This is a genomic window from Neofamilia massiliensis, assembly GCF_001299475.1.
GTDB lineage: Bacteria > Bacillota > Clostridia > Tissierellales > Peptoniphilaceae > Neofamilia > Neofamilia massiliensis.
Window position 1 is genome coordinate 32754 of record NZ_CYUJ01000003.1, and the last position, 18665, is coordinate 51418.

An 18665-nucleotide genomic window follows, 5' to 3' on the forward strand; every position below is an offset into this window, starting at 1 on the left:
ATGGCAATTACAAAAATACATCCTATAAAATCAACTCTAAATTTGGCAATAGACTATATAACTAAGAGTGAAAAAACTGATGAAAAAGTCTTGGTATCTTCATTTAAATGTTATCCATATACTGCTCTTATACACTTTATAACAACACGAGAAGATAATGATACTAAAGGTACAGTTTTGGCTAGACATTTAATCCAATCTTTTCTACCAGGAGAGGTTGATCCTATAAAAGCTCACGAAATTGGAATGGAATTATGTAAGAAAATTTTAAAAGAAGATTATGAATTTGTTTTTGCAACTCATATAGATAGAGGGCATATCCACAACCATATAATCTTTAATAATGTTAAATACAAGACTGGCAAATGCTACCAATCTAACAAAAAATCTTACCACAAAATCAGGTATCAAAGTGACGAATTATGTAAAGAAAATAAGCTTTCAGTCATTGATGAATACTATGAAGTTTACAAAAGAAAATATAAAACTGCTGGTAAGTCTTGGTACGAATATGACCAAAACAAGAAAGGAAATTCTTGGAAGTCTAAACTGCAATTTGATATAGACAGAATGATTAATAAGTCTAACTCGTGGGAAGAATTTTTAGAAAATATGAAATCTCTTGATTATGAAATTAAGTTTGGTAAACACATTGCTTTTCGTCATAAAGATAAGAAAAGATTTACAAGAGCTAAGACTATCGGAGAAGATTATACTGAGGAAAAAATCAAAGAAAGAATAGATTTAGCTATTAAAAACAAAGCTAATCCTATTAAAAAACGAGTAGGAAATGTTATTGATATATCTACTAATGAAAAAGCTCAATTCTCTAAAGGCTATGAAGTTTGGGCAAGAAAACACAATATCAAAACTATGGCTGATTCAATAATTAAACTTAGAGAACAAGGAATTAATTCAATTACTCAACTCGATGATCTAATCAAAAAATCTGCTGATGATAGACAAGAATTGTTAAATAAAATAAAGAAAATTGAAACTGATATGAAGAGTTTATCCCAAGATATGGAAAATATAAATACTATAAATAAGTATCGTGAAATCTATAAATACCACAAGAAAAATCCTGAAGATAAGCAATTTGCAGATGAGTATTATAGTGAACTTTCTGTCTATAAAATAGCTGCTAAAGAAATATTAGAAAGATATAAAAAGCTACCAAATACAAAAGAAATACTATCAAACCTCGATAAATTGCAAGAAAAAAAGAACACTCTTATGCAAGAGTATTCTAAGTCAAATGATTTATTTTATGAGTTGAATCAGTGTATGAAAAACTATGAGAATTATACGGATAAGGAAGTAGAGAGATGATTTATATTTTATACTTCTTTTCCCTAATCTCAAATGCTTCTTTTCCACCTTCGAGGAGTTTTATTACATGTTGCTTCACATTATTCGAGTCAATAGAACCTATACCATTATCAATAATTTTTCCTTTTCCATCTTCCTCATTTAATGTTACAATAAGTTCAGCATCTCCAAAGACTGGAATATTAGCATTATGCGTAGCAAATATATATTGTCTATCTGATTTGAATTTTCTTATGGAATCCACAAAGCTCTCTGCAATATATGAATTGTCCAGGTTGTCTTCCGGTTGATCTATGATTAATGGATCTGTATTTTCAACTAGTAATACGTTTAATAAAGCTGTACATTGCTGACCTTTTGATAAATTTCTCATGTTTTTAAAGGTACCATTGACATTTAATGATATCTCAGTTATGTCATCTAGTTGCATTTCCTCAATTTCATATAAACTATTCTCATCCATAGTTAATATTTTACTTGCAGTATTGCTAGTAATACTGTAAATTTCAGATAATTCAGTAGGTCTTTTCTTTATATTTTCAATAAAAGTTATACAATCAAAACCATCAAACTCGCTAATACCAGTTATTGATTTATCTCCTATCCCTTCTATCTTTTTTAGTTTAGTAAGTAATTTTTCTTTATTTTGAATTGGAAATGCAGTCACTTTAATTTTATTATCAAATTTATTCTTATTAATCTTTGCAACCTTTTTCTCCAAATCTCTAGCATAATTACTGTTGGCTTCTTTACATTTTTCTAAAATGTTTTTTCTTTTTTCTAACAACTCTGTCTTTCTAGATAAAAGAATCTCTTCTTTTTCTTTGTTTGGTCTAGAATTTTCTACTATACTAACTAAATTCCTGTATTCTTCTACAACTTCAATGTTGGTCTTATCTTGTATGCCTTCTATTTTACTTATTAATTTTGAGAATTCACTTTCTTTATTATTTTTATACTCACTCCAGTCTTCAACAACTTTATTGGAATTTAACATTAAATTCTCGTACTCATTTTTAATAGTTTCTTCACAGATAAGGACTTTATCATTGAATTCTTCTACCTTATTTTTTACTTTAGTATAAAATTGTATCGAATCACTTGAATCATCAGTAACGTTAATTCTTTCTATGTTAATTTTATAGGAGGAAATTTTCTTGACTAATGACTCAATATAACTGTTCTCCTTTTCAAGTTCTACTATAGGCTTTAATTTCTCCTCAAATCCTATTTCATTATATTTTGATAGTTTTTCAATGTTTTTAGGCAATGCTCCTAAATCTTCACTTAATTTCTTAATTTCATCGTTAACTAGTTTTATCTCTTGAGTGTTTTCTTGCAATTCTTTATAGTACATACGTTTTTTATTTAAAACTTTATCATCGATTTTTATTAAACGTTTAACAATATTAGTAATTGTCTCTGAAGATTTAATTGCATCGATTAATTCGTTTTGACCATAAATTTCTATCTTAGGCAAAAGATCTGTAACAGTTAATTCAGACAAACTGCCATCTTCATTAAATACAGTAGTATTTTGATTATATCTTTTTACTAACTTATATTTTTGCCCATTAAGTGAATATGAAGATAAATAAATATTTATTTCTCCAGAGGTCCCTAAATTATTCTTAATCATGTCTTCAATTTCTTTTTCTAATTCTTTGTCATATGAGTAGTTTCCTAATACATATCTTATAAAAGTAATCAAAGTTGATTTTCCTGTACCTCTTCCACCTATTATAGTATTTAATTCATCAGAGAAATCTAGCTCCAGCCCATCTAAATAACCGCCTTTTACACATATTCTTGAAATATAACTTTTATATTTGGTTTTTATAGAACTATTAAGCTTAATTCTTGATGTTGGATCTGTGAACGCTGACTTAAATGAAGCAAAGGTTAGTTCAGACATTTTAATTAGCGTAGTTGCTGTCTCAAGTTTCAAATCTATTGGATTACAAATATCTTTAGCATTTATATATGCAATAGCATTTTTTCTTTTATATTGCGGTTCCTTATTCTTAATTATATTTTTATAATTTGGATCTATTTTTTCTTCACTATCTGGAATTTGAGCCGCTATTAATAATTCATTTATCCACACATGTTGTAATTGACCTAGCTTTAAAATTCCATTATCACTAGTTATATGTGCAGCATACCAAAATCCATCATTTTCAGCTATCTTTTTAGCTATATCAATGCAGGATAAATTACTTTTTTCTGTACCATTTTTTATTTCTGGCATTCCTAATTGTCCTAGAATACGGTTTAGCTCATTAGCATCTGTTTCTGGAGAGAATAGACAAACTATATGAATTTTTTCTGCCGTAGATATTTCAAATCCTGGAAAAACTAAAATACCATTATCTGTTAGAAGTTTTCTTAGATTTTCTGCTCTTTCAACTGAACCATGATCTGCTAAACCAACTACTCTAATATTTTCTTCTTTACATATATTTAAGATTTGTGTATTATATTCTGATTCTTCCATTTTGTCTTTCCCGCGATATTGAGAGTATGCGCTTGGATTTACTTGCAAAGCACATTTGTAATATTGAGCGTATTTCAAAATTTAATCCTCCACTTAAATTTTATTTTTAATAAAAATAATCCCTGTTATTAAATCGAATAATGACTTTCTTCTTCAGCAGCTATTTTAACATTGCTATAATCAATAATATTTCCTACATATATCTCATCATTATCATACATCGTAAATGAATCAACATAAGATAATCTCCCAGCTTTTAATTCTTCTGCAAAATACAGTAAATTTTCCACATTTATAGCTCCACCATTCACTCCAGTTCTGTTAGCTATATGTTTCAAATTATTTTTAAAGTTTCCTTTAAAGAAAGATGATACAAATAAATAGTTGAAATTTTTAACTTTGTCATCAAAGCTTTCCCACCATTTATTTGAATTTATTTTTTTATCTCTAGTTTGATTTTCTTCAATATATCTAATCATTTCATCTGCTTGATTAATTGGTAAATTATATCCAGTAGAGTAAGCCTTATTATCTATAATAACGCCATTAATATCATAAGATATAATTCCATCTGGTTTTCTGCTTTCTCCAAGACGTACGCCCTTAAATTTAAGCTCATTAATTAAAAGGTCTATTGTTTGAATTTCAAAATCTCGATTTGCAGTTCCATCATAAGCTAAATCAATTAGTGCTAGATATCTGTGGTCAACATATTTTAATTTATCTCTTACTTTATCCTTTAATTCTAGTACATTTGTCTTAGAAATCTTAGTTCTAGGTATTTCTAATTTTATAATGTTATCATCAATTACATAACCATTCCTACTATGTTTAAGTGATAGACCCATTGCTTCAATAACTTTTAGTTCGTCTTCTATAGTTGTAATGCTCTCATCAATATTTTTTTTCTAATAAATAAGCCTTAATATCTTCTAAATTTCTTTCTCTGTTGTTAATAGCTTTAATTGTATATCCACGTCTGTTTCTAATATAATCTCTATCTTTACCCTTGGTTGCTAGCATTTGCCAATAAACAATTTTATCAGTCTTTGGATATGAAGATAATCCCCTTGCTCTTTTAAGTTCTTTTATACCATTCAAAGTAATTCTATAGGAATGGCCTATGTTGACCTTGTATTCAACACCTCCGATTTTAGTTGAAACTTCTTTTCCAATTCTTTGCACAAGTCCAACTTTAGATAACCAGCCCGAAATCATTCTTGCATATTTATCAGCTGATCCCTCTGTGTTTGATCGAATACTTACTTTGTCTGTTTCAGAAGCAAGTTCTATTGCTTGAATATATAAATCTTGAGGAATTGATGTAAAACCAGCTTCTCCAAGTCCACCTAATTGCTTACCAAGTTCAAATTTTGTTAAATGGTCTCCACTTTCCAATAAAGTTAAAATTCTTACAGCTGGTGGGTATGACAAAAAGGCTGAAATTAGTATTTCTTTATCTGAATCTTCAGAATTAGATTTTACAAACTTTTCTCCTAGTTTTGTTATAGAGACTGTATCATTTTCTGTATCATAATCTAAAAGTCCTATGGATATTCCCCATCTTAAAAATCCATCAGCAGTCCAATCATCTGTATAAGCTCTACCACCTTGTGTTGTAATAGCAGCTTGAACAATACCACTACACTCAGCATCAGCTCTTTTCTGACCTGATTTTATACCATGACCTTTTAATAAAACATAGTCCATTTCAAGTGGATCTTTTTTCATTTCTGAAATGAGTTTATTTTGTAAATCTAAATCTTTTACTAATTTAGGAAGTTTAGTATTTAAGATTTCCTTGTATATATCGGTATTTTTATCAAAAACAGAAACTACATTTTTTAAATTTTCAAAACTTGATGGATTTTGTATCCAGCCTAATGTTCTTTCTGCCATATTTCCTCCTAGTAATTTGTAATCAAAACTTCTTTGGTTTCGCCTAGCTTATTACGTTGATAATTACTGTTTGAGTAATTTATCTTTAACAAGTGAACTTTATATTTTCCACTCCACTCTTGTAACTCTTTATTAGCTAATCCATTATTAAAAAATACATTTGATAATGCAAACTTAATATTTCTATCATTTAATTCATCTAATATCTCAAATAAAGCTAGATCATCATCAAGAGTCCAGCCTTCAAATCCTCTTTTACCATCATTATATGAACCTACAGAGCTTCTATAAGGTGGGTCACAATATACAAAGTCCGAACTTTTAATTTTAGAGAAATCAAATTCTTTGAAATTCTTATTGCTAAATTCTATGTTGAAAAGTTTGTCTCTAAAAGAAGTAAGTCTATTTTTCATATTTTCATTAAAGCTACTCCTATTAGTTCCAGCAGGGTTATTATAGTCATGATTTGAATTAAACCTAAACTGGTAATTAAAGGAATAACACATCAGAACATATAGCAAAAGAGGGTCTTTGTTTTTATTATAATATTCTCTAAATTCATAATATGATTCTTTGTTTTCCTTCGATAGATTAAATTTACTTATTACATCATCAATATTTCTTAACAACTCTTTGCTATCAGTCTTTTTAAACATTTCTAAAATTTCAATTACAAAATAATTTATATCATTAGCTATTTTCCTATTAGCTTTAACATTAACAGAAACATCTAAGCCACCACAAAAAACGTCATAAAAAGTGTCTATATTTTGAGGAAATAGAGGCAATATTTGAGCTAATAACCTATGCTTATTTCCAATGTAATTAAATGGTGATTTTATATAATTCTCGCTCATAATTACTCCTTTTCTACAAAATATAATATTTCTTTTAAGTTTTTATTTTTATTTGTATGTGCGTTTTTATATCTTTTATAATCTATAAATTTATAATCCACAGTGCTTTGCTTTCCATATTTTTCTAAAATACTAATAATCTCATCATGGGATAACAAACCTTCTGTATTATAGCTAAGAATAATATATCTCGAATTAGTCTTTTTGATTAAATCTTCAAAAGCATTGAAAACTGAGTCTTTTCTACAATAGTCACTTTTTTGTTCAGAATAATCTCTTAATCCAGTTACTCCTTTTATTCTAGGAGCATCATATTTAGCTATTGTTTCTAATACATGATAATTGGGCAAGTACTGCCTTTGATTATATGGTGGATCAAAGTATGCTAAATCTGTTTTTATATTTTCGATTAATTTATTAGAATCTTCATTATATGCTTGTCCTACTGAATTATTAATTGATAAACCTACATTTTTTAATTCTAAATTATTCAACGCCCTTTTATCCCAGTGTTTTAAATAAGCTCCATATACTCCTGTTATATTGCTGATAAATGGAACTGCTTCTATTAGACAGGCAAGTAAGTAAAAATATTCATCTTCATTAATAGAAGATGCATTATACCAATTTTCGATCTGAGTCCTAACTAAATCAATTTTTAAAGCATTCTCTTCTGTGAAATACATTCTTCCGCCCTTAGGACTATAATTTTGGTAAATAAAGCAATTTTCTAGATGAAGATTTATATTTTCAAAATTACGATTATTTAAATATTCTATTGGATTTGATATATTAAGGTTCTTAAATTCTAATTTAGAATTTATCCCAACTGTTCCTCTTAATAGCACATAAGAAAAATACATCAAATCGTTAGATATAACATCATATCCGAGATTTTTAAATTCACGAGATACAACTCCCGAACCAGCAAATACATCTGATATACTTTTTACATCTATTGTTTTTTCTTTAATTAATTCTAGTATATATGGTATAATCAGCGTTTTGCCACCAATAAATCTCATTTGCTTTCCTCTTCATTCTTTCTTCTGTATTCAATAATATCTCCAATATCACATTGAAAATACTCACAAATCTTTCCTAATGTTTCCAAACTTACATTTTCGTCTCTTCCCATTTTTGCTATTGTCTTGGGAGTTGTTGCTATTGCACATTGTAAGTCTGCTTTTTTCATATTTTTATCTATTAATAACTTCCATAATTTATTATATGAAAATCCCATATTATTCTCCAATTCTATATTTTACCTTTCTACATGTATAGATTAACTACCTAATTATAGCATATAACACAGATCCCTTTCAATTATATAATTTAGTGTGGTAAACTGAGCAATAAAATAAAGACAGTCCGAAGACTGCCGATATTTATCTCTCTGTACCTTTGCTATGGTCTTTCTTATTTGACTTTACTTTGTCATCTGGCTTAAAGCTTTTTATTTGCCCTAATATGGACTTTTTACCCTTGTCTTGACTCTTTACTTGTTCTTTTGCTTTTAAAGAGTTTGGAATACAAAAAGAGATATTATATTAAAACAATATTTGTCTGGTACTGGGACTGGGACGGGACTAAAAACTTGAAAACGTCCTATAATTAGATGGATTTAGTGATACTCTAAAAAATAGAACCTAGTATTTTGAATGGTTTGGGATATATCGGACGTTTTGAAAAGAAGAATGGGAATAAAAGATATAAAGATATTAAACCGTAAGTTACCTGCTTACGGTTTTTTATTGTGGGTTTACCACAATAAATACCCCCAGCTATGCTGGGGGAATAATTAGCTTTAGCTTCAAGTAAAAAAACTCCAATCATGTTAAAATAGATTTGTCTATCAATCTAATTAAATGAAAGGAGTTACCCACGTGGATAATAATAGTTTATCACATACAAAATGAAATTGTAAATATCATATAGTATGTGCACCAAAATACAGAAGACAAATAATTTATGGAAGAATAAAAACAGATATAGGAAAAATCTTAAGAGATTTGCTGACTAGAAAAGGAATAAAAATAATAGAGTCAGAGTTATGCATAGACCAAGTTCATATGTTGCTAGAGATACCACCAAAATATAGCGTGTCAGAAATAATGGGATACTTAAAAGGAAAAAGTAGCTTAATGATATTTTACCGCCATGCCCATTTAAAATATAAGTATAGAAATAGAAACTTTTGGTGTAGAGGTTATTATGTAGATACAGCAGGAAAGAACACGAAGAAAATTCAAGAATATATCCAAAATCAGTTAAAAGAAGATTTTACAAAAGACCAAATAAGTATAAAGGAATATATGGATCCATTTACTGGAGAAAAAAATGTAAATAATGGAATGAGGCGCTTTAGCGCTAGTTGAAAAAGTAGTGCGATTGATAGACATTCAGTGTGCACAAGGTGCACAGCAGGTAAAAGCCCCTTATAGGGGCAGAGCAAACCACCGACTACGCCGGTGGTTATGATTGTTTTAGATTTGATGGTTAATTATCAATGTTTAAATAATTAGCTGTGTGTTATAATTATTTTAAACATAGATATATTTTCGCTATTTAAATTCTACTAACCAAGGAGATTTTTATGAATTGGATAAATGCTTTTGAGATTATTTGTTATATCATTGTGGCTATATTTTTAGTTGACCTTTTTAAGAAAAAGTCTTGGAGGGAATTTTGTCTTTTTATTTCTGCGGCTATTGCTGGTTTTGCTTTAGAGCTTTTAGCTGTTTTTTTAACTGATATTTACCACTACTCTAATCTATATTATATTATGGTCGGTGTAGAGCCTTATCAGTTTCCGTTTTTTGGCGGGCTTATGTGGGGTGCTGTTGCTGTGCTTTCTTTAAGGCTGGCTAAGAAGTTTTCTTTAAGTGATTTTAAAACTGCTCTTTTGTCTGGTTTTTTTGTAGTTTCAATGGACTTACTTTTAGATGTAGCAGCTATTCGCCTATCTGGTGGTTTTTGGGTTTGGGATGGTGTTGATATTAATCTTTCCATTAACCAACACACTTTTATGTCTGTAATTTGGGTAAATTTTTTAGGCTATATGTTTGAAACTCCTTCTTTAGTTTATTATTCTAAAAAGTATTGGAAGTCAGATCAGACTTCAGTAGTGAAAAATATTCTTGCAGCAATTATTATTGGCGTCTTAAGTGTCTTAACTGTTGGTGCCTTTAGTTTTATTTCTTTAAAACTAAATGAACTGACTGATGATTATTTTGCCTTTGTGGCCTTTGTACTTTTATGGATTTATATTTTTTCCTTTTTAATTAAAGAATTGATTAGAAAGAGAGACCATCTTTCTTTTAAACTTACAGATCCAGCCTTATTTATTTTTTGGCTTGCTATATACTTGTATTGTTTAGTTGCCTTGGCTTCTTTAAATATTTTTAAAGAAAGACCACTTTATGGACTCTTTGCAGGATTTTTATTTGTCCTTACTATGGGCCTTGCCCTTGTTGATTTTGAAGAAAAATAATTTTAATTTTTGGAGGTAAGATTATGTGGTTATTTTTTGGACTTGGAGCAATAGTTTTTGCTTGTTTAAATCTTTATAACTTTTATAAAAACAGAGATTCTTCTCTTTATAGGTTTATTTCTATGGCCCTTACCTGTCTGACCTTACTTGCTTTTTATAGGGATGCTGGCCAAAGAGTTGTAAATGAAGACTGGGCTGGCCTTATGGATATTTTACCTACAATGTCTACTGCCCTTTTGTTTTTGACTTTAGCTGCAATTGTAATTAATGGGTTTACATTATTTATGCGTAAAAAATAAGATTATAGAAAATATGTTGAGGGAAAATAATGAAACGATTTGACTTACAAATGATTGATTGGTACGTTGATCAAAGTTGGTGGGTTCAATTAATTAAACATTTTATTTGTCTTGGCGATAGTTTTGAAATTGTCTGCTGGAAAGATGAACTTGAAGAGATTTCTATTGCTAAAAAATTAGGAAGTCTTGTTCCTAACAAGTATGGTAAAAATGAAGTTGCCATCTCTGGCCTAGTCTCTGAAGAATTTTTCCAGGCAATTTTTGATTCTTCTCAGCTTGATAAGGAAACTTATAATAAGATGACTAGGTTCTTTACTATAAATTTTAAAAATGACAGATGTAATCTTTCTAGTGCCCACTATGGAACTGAAATTTATATAGATATTTACAGAGAAGAAGATGTTTTATTTTTTACAAATCTTATGGATGGCTATAAGGACTACTTTTCTCTTGGTGAAGTTTAATTTTTCCCTTGCTTTATTGTCCTTTTAGGTATAGAATTTTATATGATTAACAGGGGAGCTTGTTTTACAGGCTGAGAGGAAGTTTTTAACTTCGACCCTTATACCTGATGTGGATAATGCCGCCGTAGGAATTATATTTTTGTATTTTTTACAGGTCTAGACCACTTAGGTATTAGCCCTGTTTTTTATTACTTTTAAGGAAGGAGGAAATTGTCTAACTGAGGTGGAGCGCCCTTGGTTTAGTATATCAGCGATGGGAAGCCGTGTTCCGGCGTGAGAGGATACCATAAAGTATCGACCGCAAGTAAAAATATCTCTTAGAGATTTTATTGAAACGTTGCTGATTTTGACGTTTCCAACTATTTTAAAAGGAGAATTTTAATGAATAAAAATAATACAAAGAAGTTAGCCTTGGCATCAATGTTTTGTGCCCTGGCAGTTGTTGGCAGTCTGTTTTCTTTTCCAGTTTTTGGATCTAAGTGTGCCCCAGTCCAACATATGATTAATGTTTTGTGTGCAGTATTTTTAGGACCTGCCTACGGAGTTGGCGTTGCCTTTGCTGCAGCCTTAATACGAAATCTTTTAGGTATTGGCTCTTTAATGGCTTTCCCTGGTGGAATGTTTGGCGCCTTTGTCTGCGGCCTAGTTTATAAAAAAACTAAAAGCCTTATTCCAACTGTTATTGGCGAAGTTTTTGGAACTGGAATTTTAGGTGGCCTTGCTGCCTACCCTGTAGCAATTTTATTTATGGGAAAATCTACAGGAGATATAGGCTTTTACGTTTATATTGTTCTATTTTTAATTTCAACTGCAGTTGGCGCAGTTTTTGCAGGCCTTATTCTCTATTCTTTAGAAAAGTCAAAAGTCTTAGCAAACTTACAAAATTCACTTTCTTTTTAGGAGACCTTAATGTTTGGGGAATTTTTAGAAAATGTCAAAATAAAAAAGCCTATTATCCACAATATTACAAATTTTGTTACAGCAAATGACTGTGCAAATATTTTGCTTGCTGCAGGAGCGTCGCCTATTATGGCCAATGAATACAAGGAAATGGCTGATATTACAAGGCTTTCTCATGGCTTGAATATTAATTTAGGAACTATTAATGACAGTCTAGTTCCTTCTATGCTTTTAGCAGGAAAACTTTCTAATGAATTGTCCCATCCAGTGGTCTTAGACCTTGTAGGAGTTGGTGCTTCTTCTTATAGGTTTGATGTTTGTAAAAGGCTAATAGAACAAATTAAATTTTCTGTTGTTAAGGGAAATATTTCTGAAATAAAAACATTAATTTTAGAAAAAAATTTTTCAAATGGCGTCGATGCAAGGTCTCTGGACCAAGTTAGTGAAAATTCTATCCTAAACAGTTTAGAAACCATAAAATCCTATGCAAAGAAAGTACAATGTACTTTAGTAGTAACAGGTCCTGTTGATTTAGTTACTAATGGAGACCGAAGTATTTTAATTGAAAACGGCCATCCAATAATGACAAGTATTACAGGTAGTGGTTGTATGCTTTCGGCCTTAATTTCGGCTTTTATTTCTTCAAACAAAGATAAAATTTTTAAAGCTACAGCAGCAGCTGTTTCTGCCTTTGGTCTAGCTGGTGAAATTGCCTATACTAGACTTAATGACTTAGACGGAAGCGGGACCTTTAGAACTTATTTAATTGATGGGATTTATAATATGAGACCAGATGATTTAAATAAAAATTCTAAATATAGAGAAATATAAAAAATATCCAGGATAAATTTTTCCTGGATTTTTTATTGCTATTTTACAAATACAAATTTAAATTCTTCTGACAGGTCTTCCCTATACTTATATGAGTCAATATTAAAGCTCTTTATCGCTTCAATATCTTCAATTCTTTCACTGGCTAAGTATCTGACCATTAAGCCCCTGGCCTTTTTTGATGTGGTTGAATGGCTTTTTAATATTCCATCTTTGTCTTCATAAAATTCAAAATCATAGAAGATAAATTTTTTTCTATCTATTAAAGAGGAAAATTCATTTGATGCTAGGTTTAATATAATCTCGCCTTCTTTGAAGTTCTTGTTATAATCATCTTTCCATAAATTTTTTAAAGTTTTTCCGTTTACTTTTATTGGTGTATTAAAGTCTAGCCTGTAAGGTTTTATATATGTTTCTGGACTTATTGGGCCGTAAAAGGCTGATAGGATTAATAAATGATCATTTAAATAATTTATGGCCTCTTCCTTCAGGTCTTCTTTGTTTAAATACTTATAGGCCAGGCCCTTGTACATATTTAAGGCCTTAAAACTAAGGTCCTTATCAAAGTTTTCTATATAGGCTTTTATTTCTTCTAAGACCTTGTCACTAACCTTATAAAGTTTTTTTAATTCTGTATCGTCTAAGGTCTTTAGACTAGAAATTATTTTCTCTGTATTTTTTGAAAAGCTAGTTGAAGTTTTTTCTCCCCTGCTAAGATCCATTTCTTTACTTGGTGCAAATATTATTTTCATTTTTCCCTCCGTATTTATTATAACAAAATTTTTTATTTTCTCTTGTATTTTTATTTTTTTTGCTTTAAAATAGACATATGTTTAAAATAAGACATTTGTTAATTGTTTTTAAGGAGGCTGTTAGTTGAATAAAAACGAAAAAGCTGTTTTAGATCTTATTAAGGCTGATCCCTACATTAGTCAAAAAGAACTAGGACAAAAACTTAATTTAACTAGGTCAACTATTGCCAGTATAATTTCCAGCCTAAATAAGAAAAATATTATTTTGGGCCGAGGTTATATTTTAAGTGACTTTAGCTCTGGTGTTGTTTGTATAGGTGGAATGAATGTAGACAGAAAGTATTATTTTAAAGGCGACCTTATCTTTGAAACTTCTAATCCAGCTAGGTCTGAGGCCTTTGTTGGTGGTGTTGGTAGAAATGTTTGTGAAAACCTAGGTAGGCTAGGTTTTGTCCCCTACATTTTAAGTGTAGCAGCTAATGACTTCGACTTTGATTTAATAAAAAATCAGTCTGGATCTTTTGTGAATTTCGACTATGTTAGCACCTTTGCCAATGCTAAAACTGGATCCTACTCTGCCCTTTTAGATAAAAATGGCGACTTGATTTTGGCCTTGGCTGATATGGATATTTATGAGCATATGACTGTTGAGTGGATAAGGTCTTATGAAGAAGTTTTAAAAAATTCCCAGCTTATTATCTTGGATTTAAATACTCCTAAGGATGTTGTAAGCTATGTAATAGAATTTTCAAGGACCAATGAAATTGACCTAGTTGTAATTACTGTTTCAAGTCCAAAGATGGAAAGACTTCCAGAAAATTTAAAGGGACTTAGCTTTTTAATAACTAATGAAGATGAGTCAGCTGCATATTTTTCAGAAGACATTAAAACTGAAGAAGATTTTTTACTTTTAGCTGACAAATGGATTGCCAAAGGGCTTGACAATGTTATTGTGACCAGGTCTACTAAATCTTGTCTTTATCAAAACAAGGATGGAGAGAGAATGCTTTTTAAACCTCCCCTAGCTGACAAGGTTTTAGATGTTACTGGAGCTGGAGATTCTTTTTCTGCTGGAATAATCTATGGCCTCTTAATGGACTACGATATGAAGAAGACAATTGAGTTGGCATTGACTAATGCCTATGAAACAGTTCAGGTTCCAGAAACAGTTAGAAAAAATTTGACAGATAAAGTTTTAGAAGAAGAAAGAAAAAAATTAATTGAGAAAGGATTGTTATAATGAATTTAGAAAACCTACTTGTTTATAGTAAAGAAGTTAAAGAAGCCAAAGAAAAAAAACAACCTATAGTTGCCTTAGAGTCTACTATTATTTCTCATGGCATGCCATATCCACAAAATGTTGAAATGGCCAAGGCTACTGAAAAGATAATTAGAGAAAAAGGAGCAGTTCCTGCAACTATTGCCATTATGCACGGAAAAATCAAAATTGGTTTAGAGGAAGAAGATTTAAAGCTTTTAGCTACAGCAGAAGGTGTTAGAAAAGTTTCTAGAAGAGACTTAGCTGAAGTTTTAGCCAAGGACCAACTTGGTGCAACTACTGTTGCCACTACAATGATTGCTGCCCACTTAGCTGGAATTAAAGTTTTTGTTACTGGTGGAATTGGTGGAGTTCACAGGGGCTTTGAAGATTCTATGGACGTTTCTGCTGACCTTGAAGAACTAGCTCAAACTCCAGTTGCAGTTGTCTGTGCAGGAGCAAAGGCAATTTTAGATATTCCAAGAACTCTCGAATATTTAGAGACCAAAGGAGTTCCAGTAATTGGTTATAAAACCAGTTATATGCCAGCCTTCTACTCTTCTCTATCTGACCACAAGTTAGTAACTAGAGATGACAATGTAGAAGATATAGCAAAGAGAATTTATATTTCAAAACTTTTAGGACTTAAAGGTGGTTTTGTTATAGCCAACCCAATTCCAAAAGATGATGAAATCCCTCACGAAGAAATTGATAAAATAATTAACCAAGCTTTAAAAGAAGAAAAAGCTGCAGGAATAAAAGGCAAAGACTCTACTCCATTTTTACTAGCAAAGATAGTTGAACTAACTGAAGGTAGAAGTTTAGATGCAAATATTAAACTTGTATTTAATAACGCAAAACTTGGAGCAGACCTTGCCCTTGCTTATAACAAAATAGATAAATAATTTTTAGCCCTAAGATCTTAAATGATTTTAGGGCTTTTTGTTTTTAAATATTATTATTTTGTGAAATCTATTTAAAAAATTTTCTTATCTAAGGTCGGCAAATGCTCTTTATGTTATAATTATGTCAGTAATTTTAATTTAAGGAAGAAAAATGGAAAAGGTACTAATAATCTACAACCCTGTTGCTGGTAGCGAAAAGGGAGAAGAGATAAATTTTTTGTTGAGAAAAAAGTTAGTTGAATATTTTGATTGTATTAAATCTATGAAAACTGAAAATCCTAATGATGCCTATCTATTTGCCAAAAATGCTTGTGATGAAGGCTATCACTCTATTTTTGTTGTAGGTGGTGACGGAACAATTAATCAAGTTACTAAGGCATTAATGGAAGCTGATCCTAACAAGAGACCAATTCTTGGAGTATTGCCTGGTGGAACCTTTAATGGAGTATCTAGAATTTTAGGCTACCCACAAAATATAAGGCTGGCAGTTAGACGATTAAAGGTCGACAAGACCATTAAAATGGATGTTGGAAAGTTTAATGACAACTACTTTAATATGATTTTTTCCATTGGCGATATTCCAGAGTCAATTCACAACGTCAGTCCTGAATCAAAATCTGTATTTTCAGGTTGGGCATATGCCTATAATATTGCTAGAGATGCAATAAAAAACAACCACTACCTAATGGAAGTGGACGTTGATGGTGAAAATTTAGTTGGCGATTTTAGCCATTTAATTGTCATGTTGTCTTCGGCGATTTATGGCACTCCTTTAATTAATGACATAGAAAAAAATGATGGCTTCCTCCATCTATTTATAGTTAAAGAATCAACTCTCTTTGATAAGATGTCAATTTTACCTGATGTTATTTCTGGTAAGGTGAAAAATAATGAATATATTAAATACTATAAGTGCAAAAATGTTTCAATTGCATCTATGGATACAGTTATTGAAACTGATATTGATGGAGAAAAGTCCGATCCCCTACCTGCAAGTATAAGTATTTTTGAAAAAGCTATAGAAATGTATTGTTTAAATTAAGGTCTATTTAAGGCCTTTTTTATTTGGACTTTAACATAAAATTGTTTTTCACTTATATATATTTCAAATTCATTTAGGTCAATAGAAAAGTTTAAAAGAGAACTATTTAGATCAATGACTCTTAAAAAATGAATAGTTCCAAGTTTAAAATTTTCTTTTAGAGAATGTCTAATTAATATGTTTTTTACTTCAGTTAATTGAAATCTACTTACAGAAAATTTTTCTAGCCCTGCAAAACTTAAGTTTACTACTCTTGAATCAAGATTAATAATTAAGTCTTCATCGGTTGCTGAAGAGTTTAATACTTTAATTGGAAAGTCACTTTTTATTTTTAAATAATTCTTTTCATAAGTTTCCATTAGCAGTCCTTTCTATAATTAAAAATATGTAAAAAGCAGGCTTAAAAACCTGCTTTGTTGTAAATTAAAATCTTTTTAAAGAATGAACTTATTATTGTCTATCTTCATTTAGTTTTTTTAGTAAGAATACTAGTAAAACTATAACTCCTACCCCAACAATGGCTCCTACTATATTTCCCAATACTTTAAAAGCCATTTTTATAATCCATACAGATAAGACTATAGAAATAATAAGTGATATTATTTTTCCTACTGAGTTCATAGTGCCTCCTTTATTTGTTTGTATAATTTGGAGATTCTCTAGTAATTGTAATATCGTGTGGATGATTTTCTTTTAATGTTGCATTTGTAATTTTTATAAAGGTAGCTTTTTCGTGTAGGTCTGGAATATCCTTTGCGCCTACATAACCCATACCTGATTTTAATCCACCCATAAGTTGGTAAATTACATCTTCTGCTTTGCCCTTATAAATTACTCTTCCTTCTACACCCTCTGGTACATATTTTTTGTTTTTGTCTTGGAAGTATCTGTCAGAAGATCCTGAGTCCATAGCTCCTAATGAGCCCATGCCCCTATAAGTTTTAAATCTTCTACCTTCAACAATTATATCTTCACCTGGTGCTTCTTCTGTTCCTGCTAAAAGCGATCCAACCATTACCACATTTGCACCTGCACCTAAGGCCTTAGTTAAATCTCCTGAATATTTTATACCACCGTCAGCAATTATTGGAATACCATATTCATTAGCAACTTTTGCACATTCAATAACTGCAGTTAGTTGTGGCGAACCAATACCTGTAACTACTCTTGTAGTACAAATTGATCCAGGTCCAATACCAACCTTTACGCAGTCAGCTCCTGCTTCAATTAAAGCCTTTGTTGCAGCACCAGTTGCAACATTACCTGCAATAAGTTGAATGTCAGGGAAGTGCTCTTTTAACATCTTTACGTGGTTGATTACGTTTTGTGAATGGCCGTGGGCTGTATCAATAACTAGTACGTCAACTTTCGCATCGATTAAAGCCTGTACCCTATCAAGAATATCTGCAGTTACACCAATTGCAGCTCCTACTAAAAGTCTGCCGCTAGAGTCTCTTGCAGAGTTTGGATATTCTTTTGATTTAGAAATATCCTTTATAGTAATTAGGCCTTTAAGCATATAATTTTCATCTACTAAAGGTAATTTTTCTATTTTATGTGCCTTCATTTTTTCTAAGGCTTCTTCCATTGTAATATCAACACTACCAGTAATTAAGTTTTCCTTGGTCATTACTTGGTCAATTTTTTTACTAAAGTCAGTTTCAAATCTAATGTCCCTGTTAGTTAATATACCTTCTAACTTCATATTTTCATCTACAATAGGAACACCTGAAATTTTAAAGTGACCCATTAGTTTATCTGCATCAAGTAAAGTATCATCCTTGTTTAAATAAAATGGATCTGTAATAACTCCATGTTCTGATCTTTTTACCCTATCAACTTGTCTAGCTTGTTCTTCAATAGTCATGTTTTTGTGAATGATTCCAATACCACCTTGTCTGGCAATTGATATAGCCATTTCGCTTTCAGTTACTGTGTCCATTCCTGCAGCCATTAGTGGAATATTTAATTGGATTTTCTTTGTTAAATAGGTCTTTAAGTTAGCGTCCCTTGGCATGACATCTGATGGTCCTGGTAAAAGCAGTACGTCATCAAAAGTTAGTCCCTCTCCTACAAATTTCATTGATTACCTCCAAAAAATCTTAATACTCTTATTCTATTCCCAATTCTATCTTT

Annotated in this window: 19 protein-coding genes, 1 pseudogene and 1 riboswitch; of the genes and pseudogenes, 10 read left to right on the forward strand and 10 right to left on the reverse strand. The window is 30.6% G+C overall.

What is annotated here, in order from left to right; translation table 11 throughout:
- On the forward strand, positions 1-1332 hold the full coding sequence (locus tag BN2667_RS04705; protein ID WP_054252196.1) for a relaxase/mobilization nuclease domain-containing protein: 1332 nt from the start codon (positions 1-3) through the stop codon (positions 1330-1332).
- A gap of 1 nt (position 1333) precedes the next feature.
- Here BN2667_RS04705 and BN2667_RS04710 read toward each other — a convergent pair whose 3' ends face one another.
- The 6 genes from BN2667_RS04710 to BN2667_RS04730 are packed head-to-tail and all read right to left on the reverse strand — an operon-like array spanning position 1334 to position 7828.
- On the reverse strand, positions 1334-3907 hold the full coding sequence (locus tag BN2667_RS04710) for a TrlF family AAA-like ATPase (RefSeq protein ID WP_054252197.1): 2574 nt from the start codon (positions 3905-3907) through the stop codon (positions 1334-1336).
- A 50-nt stretch (positions 3908-3957) separates the two neighbouring features.
- Positions 3958-4677 (reverse strand): restriction endonuclease FokI C-terminal domain-containing protein, encoded by a 720-nt coding sequence (locus BN2667_RS09430; RefSeq protein WP_202903565.1) that lies wholly within the window; start codon positions 4675-4677, stop codon positions 3958-3960.
- Positions 4678-4723: 46 nt separating this feature from the next.
- Complete coding sequence (locus tag BN2667_RS09435; RefSeq protein WP_202903566.1) at positions 4724-5728, reverse strand: restriction endonuclease FokI recognition domain-containing protein; 1005 nt, start codon at positions 5726-5728, stop codon at positions 4724-4726.
- 8 nt (positions 5729-5736) lie between these two features.
- Positions 5737-6585 (reverse strand): DNA adenine methylase, encoded by an 849-nt coding sequence (locus tag BN2667_RS04720; RefSeq protein ID WP_054252198.1) that lies wholly within the window; start codon positions 6583-6585, stop codon positions 5737-5739.
- Between the two features lie 2 nt (positions 6586-6587).
- Entirely contained in the window at positions 6588-7610 is a 1023-nt protein-coding gene (locus BN2667_RS04725) for a DNA adenine methylase (protein WP_054252199.1), read from the reverse strand.
- Positions 7607-7828 (reverse strand): helix-turn-helix domain-containing protein, encoded by a 222-nt coding sequence (locus tag BN2667_RS04730; protein WP_054252200.1) that lies wholly within the window; start codon positions 7826-7828, stop codon positions 7607-7609. Before BN2667_RS04730 ends, BN2667_RS04725 begins: the two co-directional genes overlap by 4 nt.
- Positions 7829-8453: 625 nt before the next feature.
- Between BN2667_RS04730 and tnpA the strand changes: the two are divergent.
- From tnpA to thiM, 6 genes and pseudogenes are all read left to right on the forward strand, one after another.
- Positions 8454-8963, forward strand: a pseudogene (gene tnpA / locus BN2667_RS04735) (IS200/IS605 family transposase).
- A gap of 218 nt (positions 8964-9181) precedes the next feature.
- Entirely contained in the window at positions 9182-10078 is an 897-nt protein-coding gene (locus BN2667_RS04740; RefSeq protein ID WP_054252201.1) for a carotenoid biosynthesis protein, read from the forward strand.
- A gap of 23 nt (positions 10079-10101) precedes the next feature.
- Positions 10102-10377: a hypothetical protein gene (locus tag BN2667_RS04745; RefSeq protein ID WP_054252202.1), complete on the forward strand. Its 276-nt coding sequence runs from the start codon at positions 10102-10104 to the stop codon at positions 10375-10377.
- 29 nt (positions 10378-10406) lie between these two features.
- A complete protein-coding gene (locus tag BN2667_RS04750; RefSeq protein WP_054252203.1) occupies positions 10407-10841 on the forward strand; it encodes a hypothetical protein in 435 nt (144 codons plus the stop codon).
- Between the two features lie 41 nt (positions 10842-10882).
- Positions 10883-10989, forward strand: a riboswitch (TPP riboswitch).
- A gap of 233 nt (positions 10990-11222) precedes the next feature.
- A complete protein-coding gene (thiW, locus tag BN2667_RS04755) occupies positions 11223-11741 on the forward strand; it encodes an energy coupling factor transporter S component ThiW (protein ID WP_054252204.1) in 519 nt (172 codons plus the stop codon).
- A gap of 9 nt (positions 11742-11750) precedes the next feature.
- A complete protein-coding gene (gene thiM / locus BN2667_RS04760) occupies positions 11751-12572 on the forward strand; it encodes a hydroxyethylthiazole kinase (protein WP_054252205.1) in 822 nt (273 codons plus the stop codon).
- Positions 12573-12610: 38 nt separating this feature from the next.
- Here thiM and yaaA read toward each other — a convergent pair whose 3' ends face one another.
- Positions 12611-13324 carry a peroxide stress protein YaaA gene (yaaA, locus tag BN2667_RS04765; RefSeq protein WP_054252206.1) on the reverse strand — a complete coding sequence of 238 codons (714 nt, stop codon included), beginning with the start codon at positions 13322-13324 and terminating at the stop codon, positions 12611-12613.
- Between the two features lie 124 nt (positions 13325-13448).
- Here yaaA and BN2667_RS04770 point away from each other — a divergent pair, with 124 nt between their 5' ends.
- From BN2667_RS04770 to BN2667_RS04780, 3 genes are all read left to right on the forward strand, one after another.
- Positions 13449-14564, forward strand: a complete 1116-nt coding sequence (locus BN2667_RS04770) for a carbohydrate kinase (RefSeq protein WP_054252207.1) — start codon at positions 13449-13451, stop codon at positions 14562-14564.
- On the forward strand, positions 14564-15487 hold the full coding sequence (locus BN2667_RS04775) for a pseudouridine-5'-phosphate glycosidase (protein WP_054252208.1): 924 nt from the start codon (positions 14564-14566) through the stop codon (positions 15485-15487). Before BN2667_RS04770 ends, BN2667_RS04775 begins: the two co-directional genes overlap by 1 nt.
- Positions 15488-15638: 151 nt before the next feature.
- Complete coding sequence (locus BN2667_RS04780) at positions 15639-16529, forward strand: diacylglycerol/lipid kinase family protein (RefSeq protein ID WP_054252209.1); 891 nt, start codon at positions 15639-15641, stop codon at positions 16527-16529.
- Here the strand turns inward: BN2667_RS04780 and BN2667_RS04785 are convergent.
- From BN2667_RS04785 to guaB, 3 genes are all read right to left on the reverse strand, one after another.
- Positions 16526-16888: a hypothetical protein gene (locus tag BN2667_RS04785; RefSeq protein WP_054252210.1), complete on the reverse strand. Its 363-nt coding sequence runs from the start codon at positions 16886-16888 to the stop codon at positions 16526-16528. The genes BN2667_RS04780 and BN2667_RS04785 overlap by 4 nt on opposite strands.
- Positions 16889-16979: 91 nt before the next feature.
- Positions 16980-17150 (reverse strand): hypothetical protein, encoded by a 171-nt coding sequence (locus tag BN2667_RS09330; RefSeq protein ID WP_156191364.1) that lies wholly within the window; start codon positions 17148-17150, stop codon positions 16980-16982.
- Positions 17151-17160: 10 nt separating this feature from the next.
- Positions 17161-18612: an IMP dehydrogenase gene (gene guaB / locus BN2667_RS04790; protein WP_054252211.1), complete on the reverse strand. Its 1452-nt coding sequence runs from the start codon at positions 18610-18612 to the stop codon at positions 17161-17163.
- Positions 18613-18665 lie beyond the last annotated feature (53 nt).

Bases quoted from the DNA above. Each gene is read 5' to 3' on its own strand.
- BN2667_RS04745 (WP_054252202.1), top strand. From the start codon at position 10,102: ATGTGGTTATTTTTTGGACTTGGAGCAATAGTTTTTGCTTGTTTAAAT.
- BN2667_RS09435 (WP_202903566.1), bottom strand. From the start codon at position 5,728: ATGGCAGAAAGAACATTAGGCTGGATACAAAATCCATCAAGTTTTGAA.
- BN2667_RS04725 (WP_054252199.1), bottom strand. From the start codon at position 7,610: ATGAGATTTATTGGTGGCAAAACGCTGATTATACCATATATACTAGAA.
- thiW (WP_054252204.1), top strand. From the start codon at position 11,223: ATGAATAAAAATAATACAAAGAAGTTAGCCTTGGCATCAATGTTTTGT.
- guaB (WP_054252211.1), bottom strand. From the start codon at position 18,612: ATGAAATTTGTAGGAGAGGGACTAACTTTTGATGACGTACTGCTTTTA.
- BN2667_RS04785 (WP_054252210.1), bottom strand. From the start codon at position 16,888: ATGGAAACTTATGAAAAGAATTATTTAAAAATAAAAAGTGACTTTCCA.
- BN2667_RS04750 (WP_054252203.1), top strand. From the start codon at position 10,407: ATGAAACGATTTGACTTACAAATGATTGATTGGTACGTTGATCAAAGT.
- BN2667_RS04730 (WP_054252200.1), bottom strand. From the start codon at position 7,828: ATGGGATTTTCATATAATAAATTATGGAAGTTATTAATAGATAAAAAT.
- BN2667_RS04780 (WP_054252209.1), top strand. From the start codon at position 15,639: ATGGAAAAGGTACTAATAATCTACAACCCTGTTGCTGGTAGCGAAAAG.
- yaaA (WP_054252206.1), bottom strand. From the start codon at position 13,324: ATGAAAATAATATTTGCACCAAGTAAAGAAATGGATCTTAGCAGGGGA.
- BN2667_RS04705 (WP_054252196.1), top strand. From the start codon at position 1: ATGGCAATTACAAAAATACATCCTATAAAATCAACTCTAAATTTGGCA.
- BN2667_RS04740 (WP_054252201.1), top strand. From the start codon at position 9,182: ATGAATTGGATAAATGCTTTTGAGATTATTTGTTATATCATTGTGGCT.
- BN2667_RS04720 (WP_054252198.1), bottom strand. From the start codon at position 6,585: ATGAGCGAGAATTATATAAAATCACCATTTAATTACATTGGAAATAAG.
- thiM (WP_054252205.1), top strand. From the start codon at position 11,751: ATGTTTGGGGAATTTTTAGAAAATGTCAAAATAAAAAAGCCTATTATC.
- BN2667_RS09430 (WP_202903565.1), bottom strand. From the start codon at position 4,677: ATGGGTCTATCACTTAAACATAGTAGGAATGGTTATGTAATTGATGAT.
- BN2667_RS09330 (WP_156191364.1), bottom strand. From the start codon at position 17,150: ATGAACTCAGTAGGAAAAATAATATCACTTATTATTTCTATAGTCTTA.
- BN2667_RS04775 (WP_054252208.1), top strand. From the start codon at position 14,564: ATGAATTTAGAAAACCTACTTGTTTATAGTAAAGAAGTTAAAGAAGCC.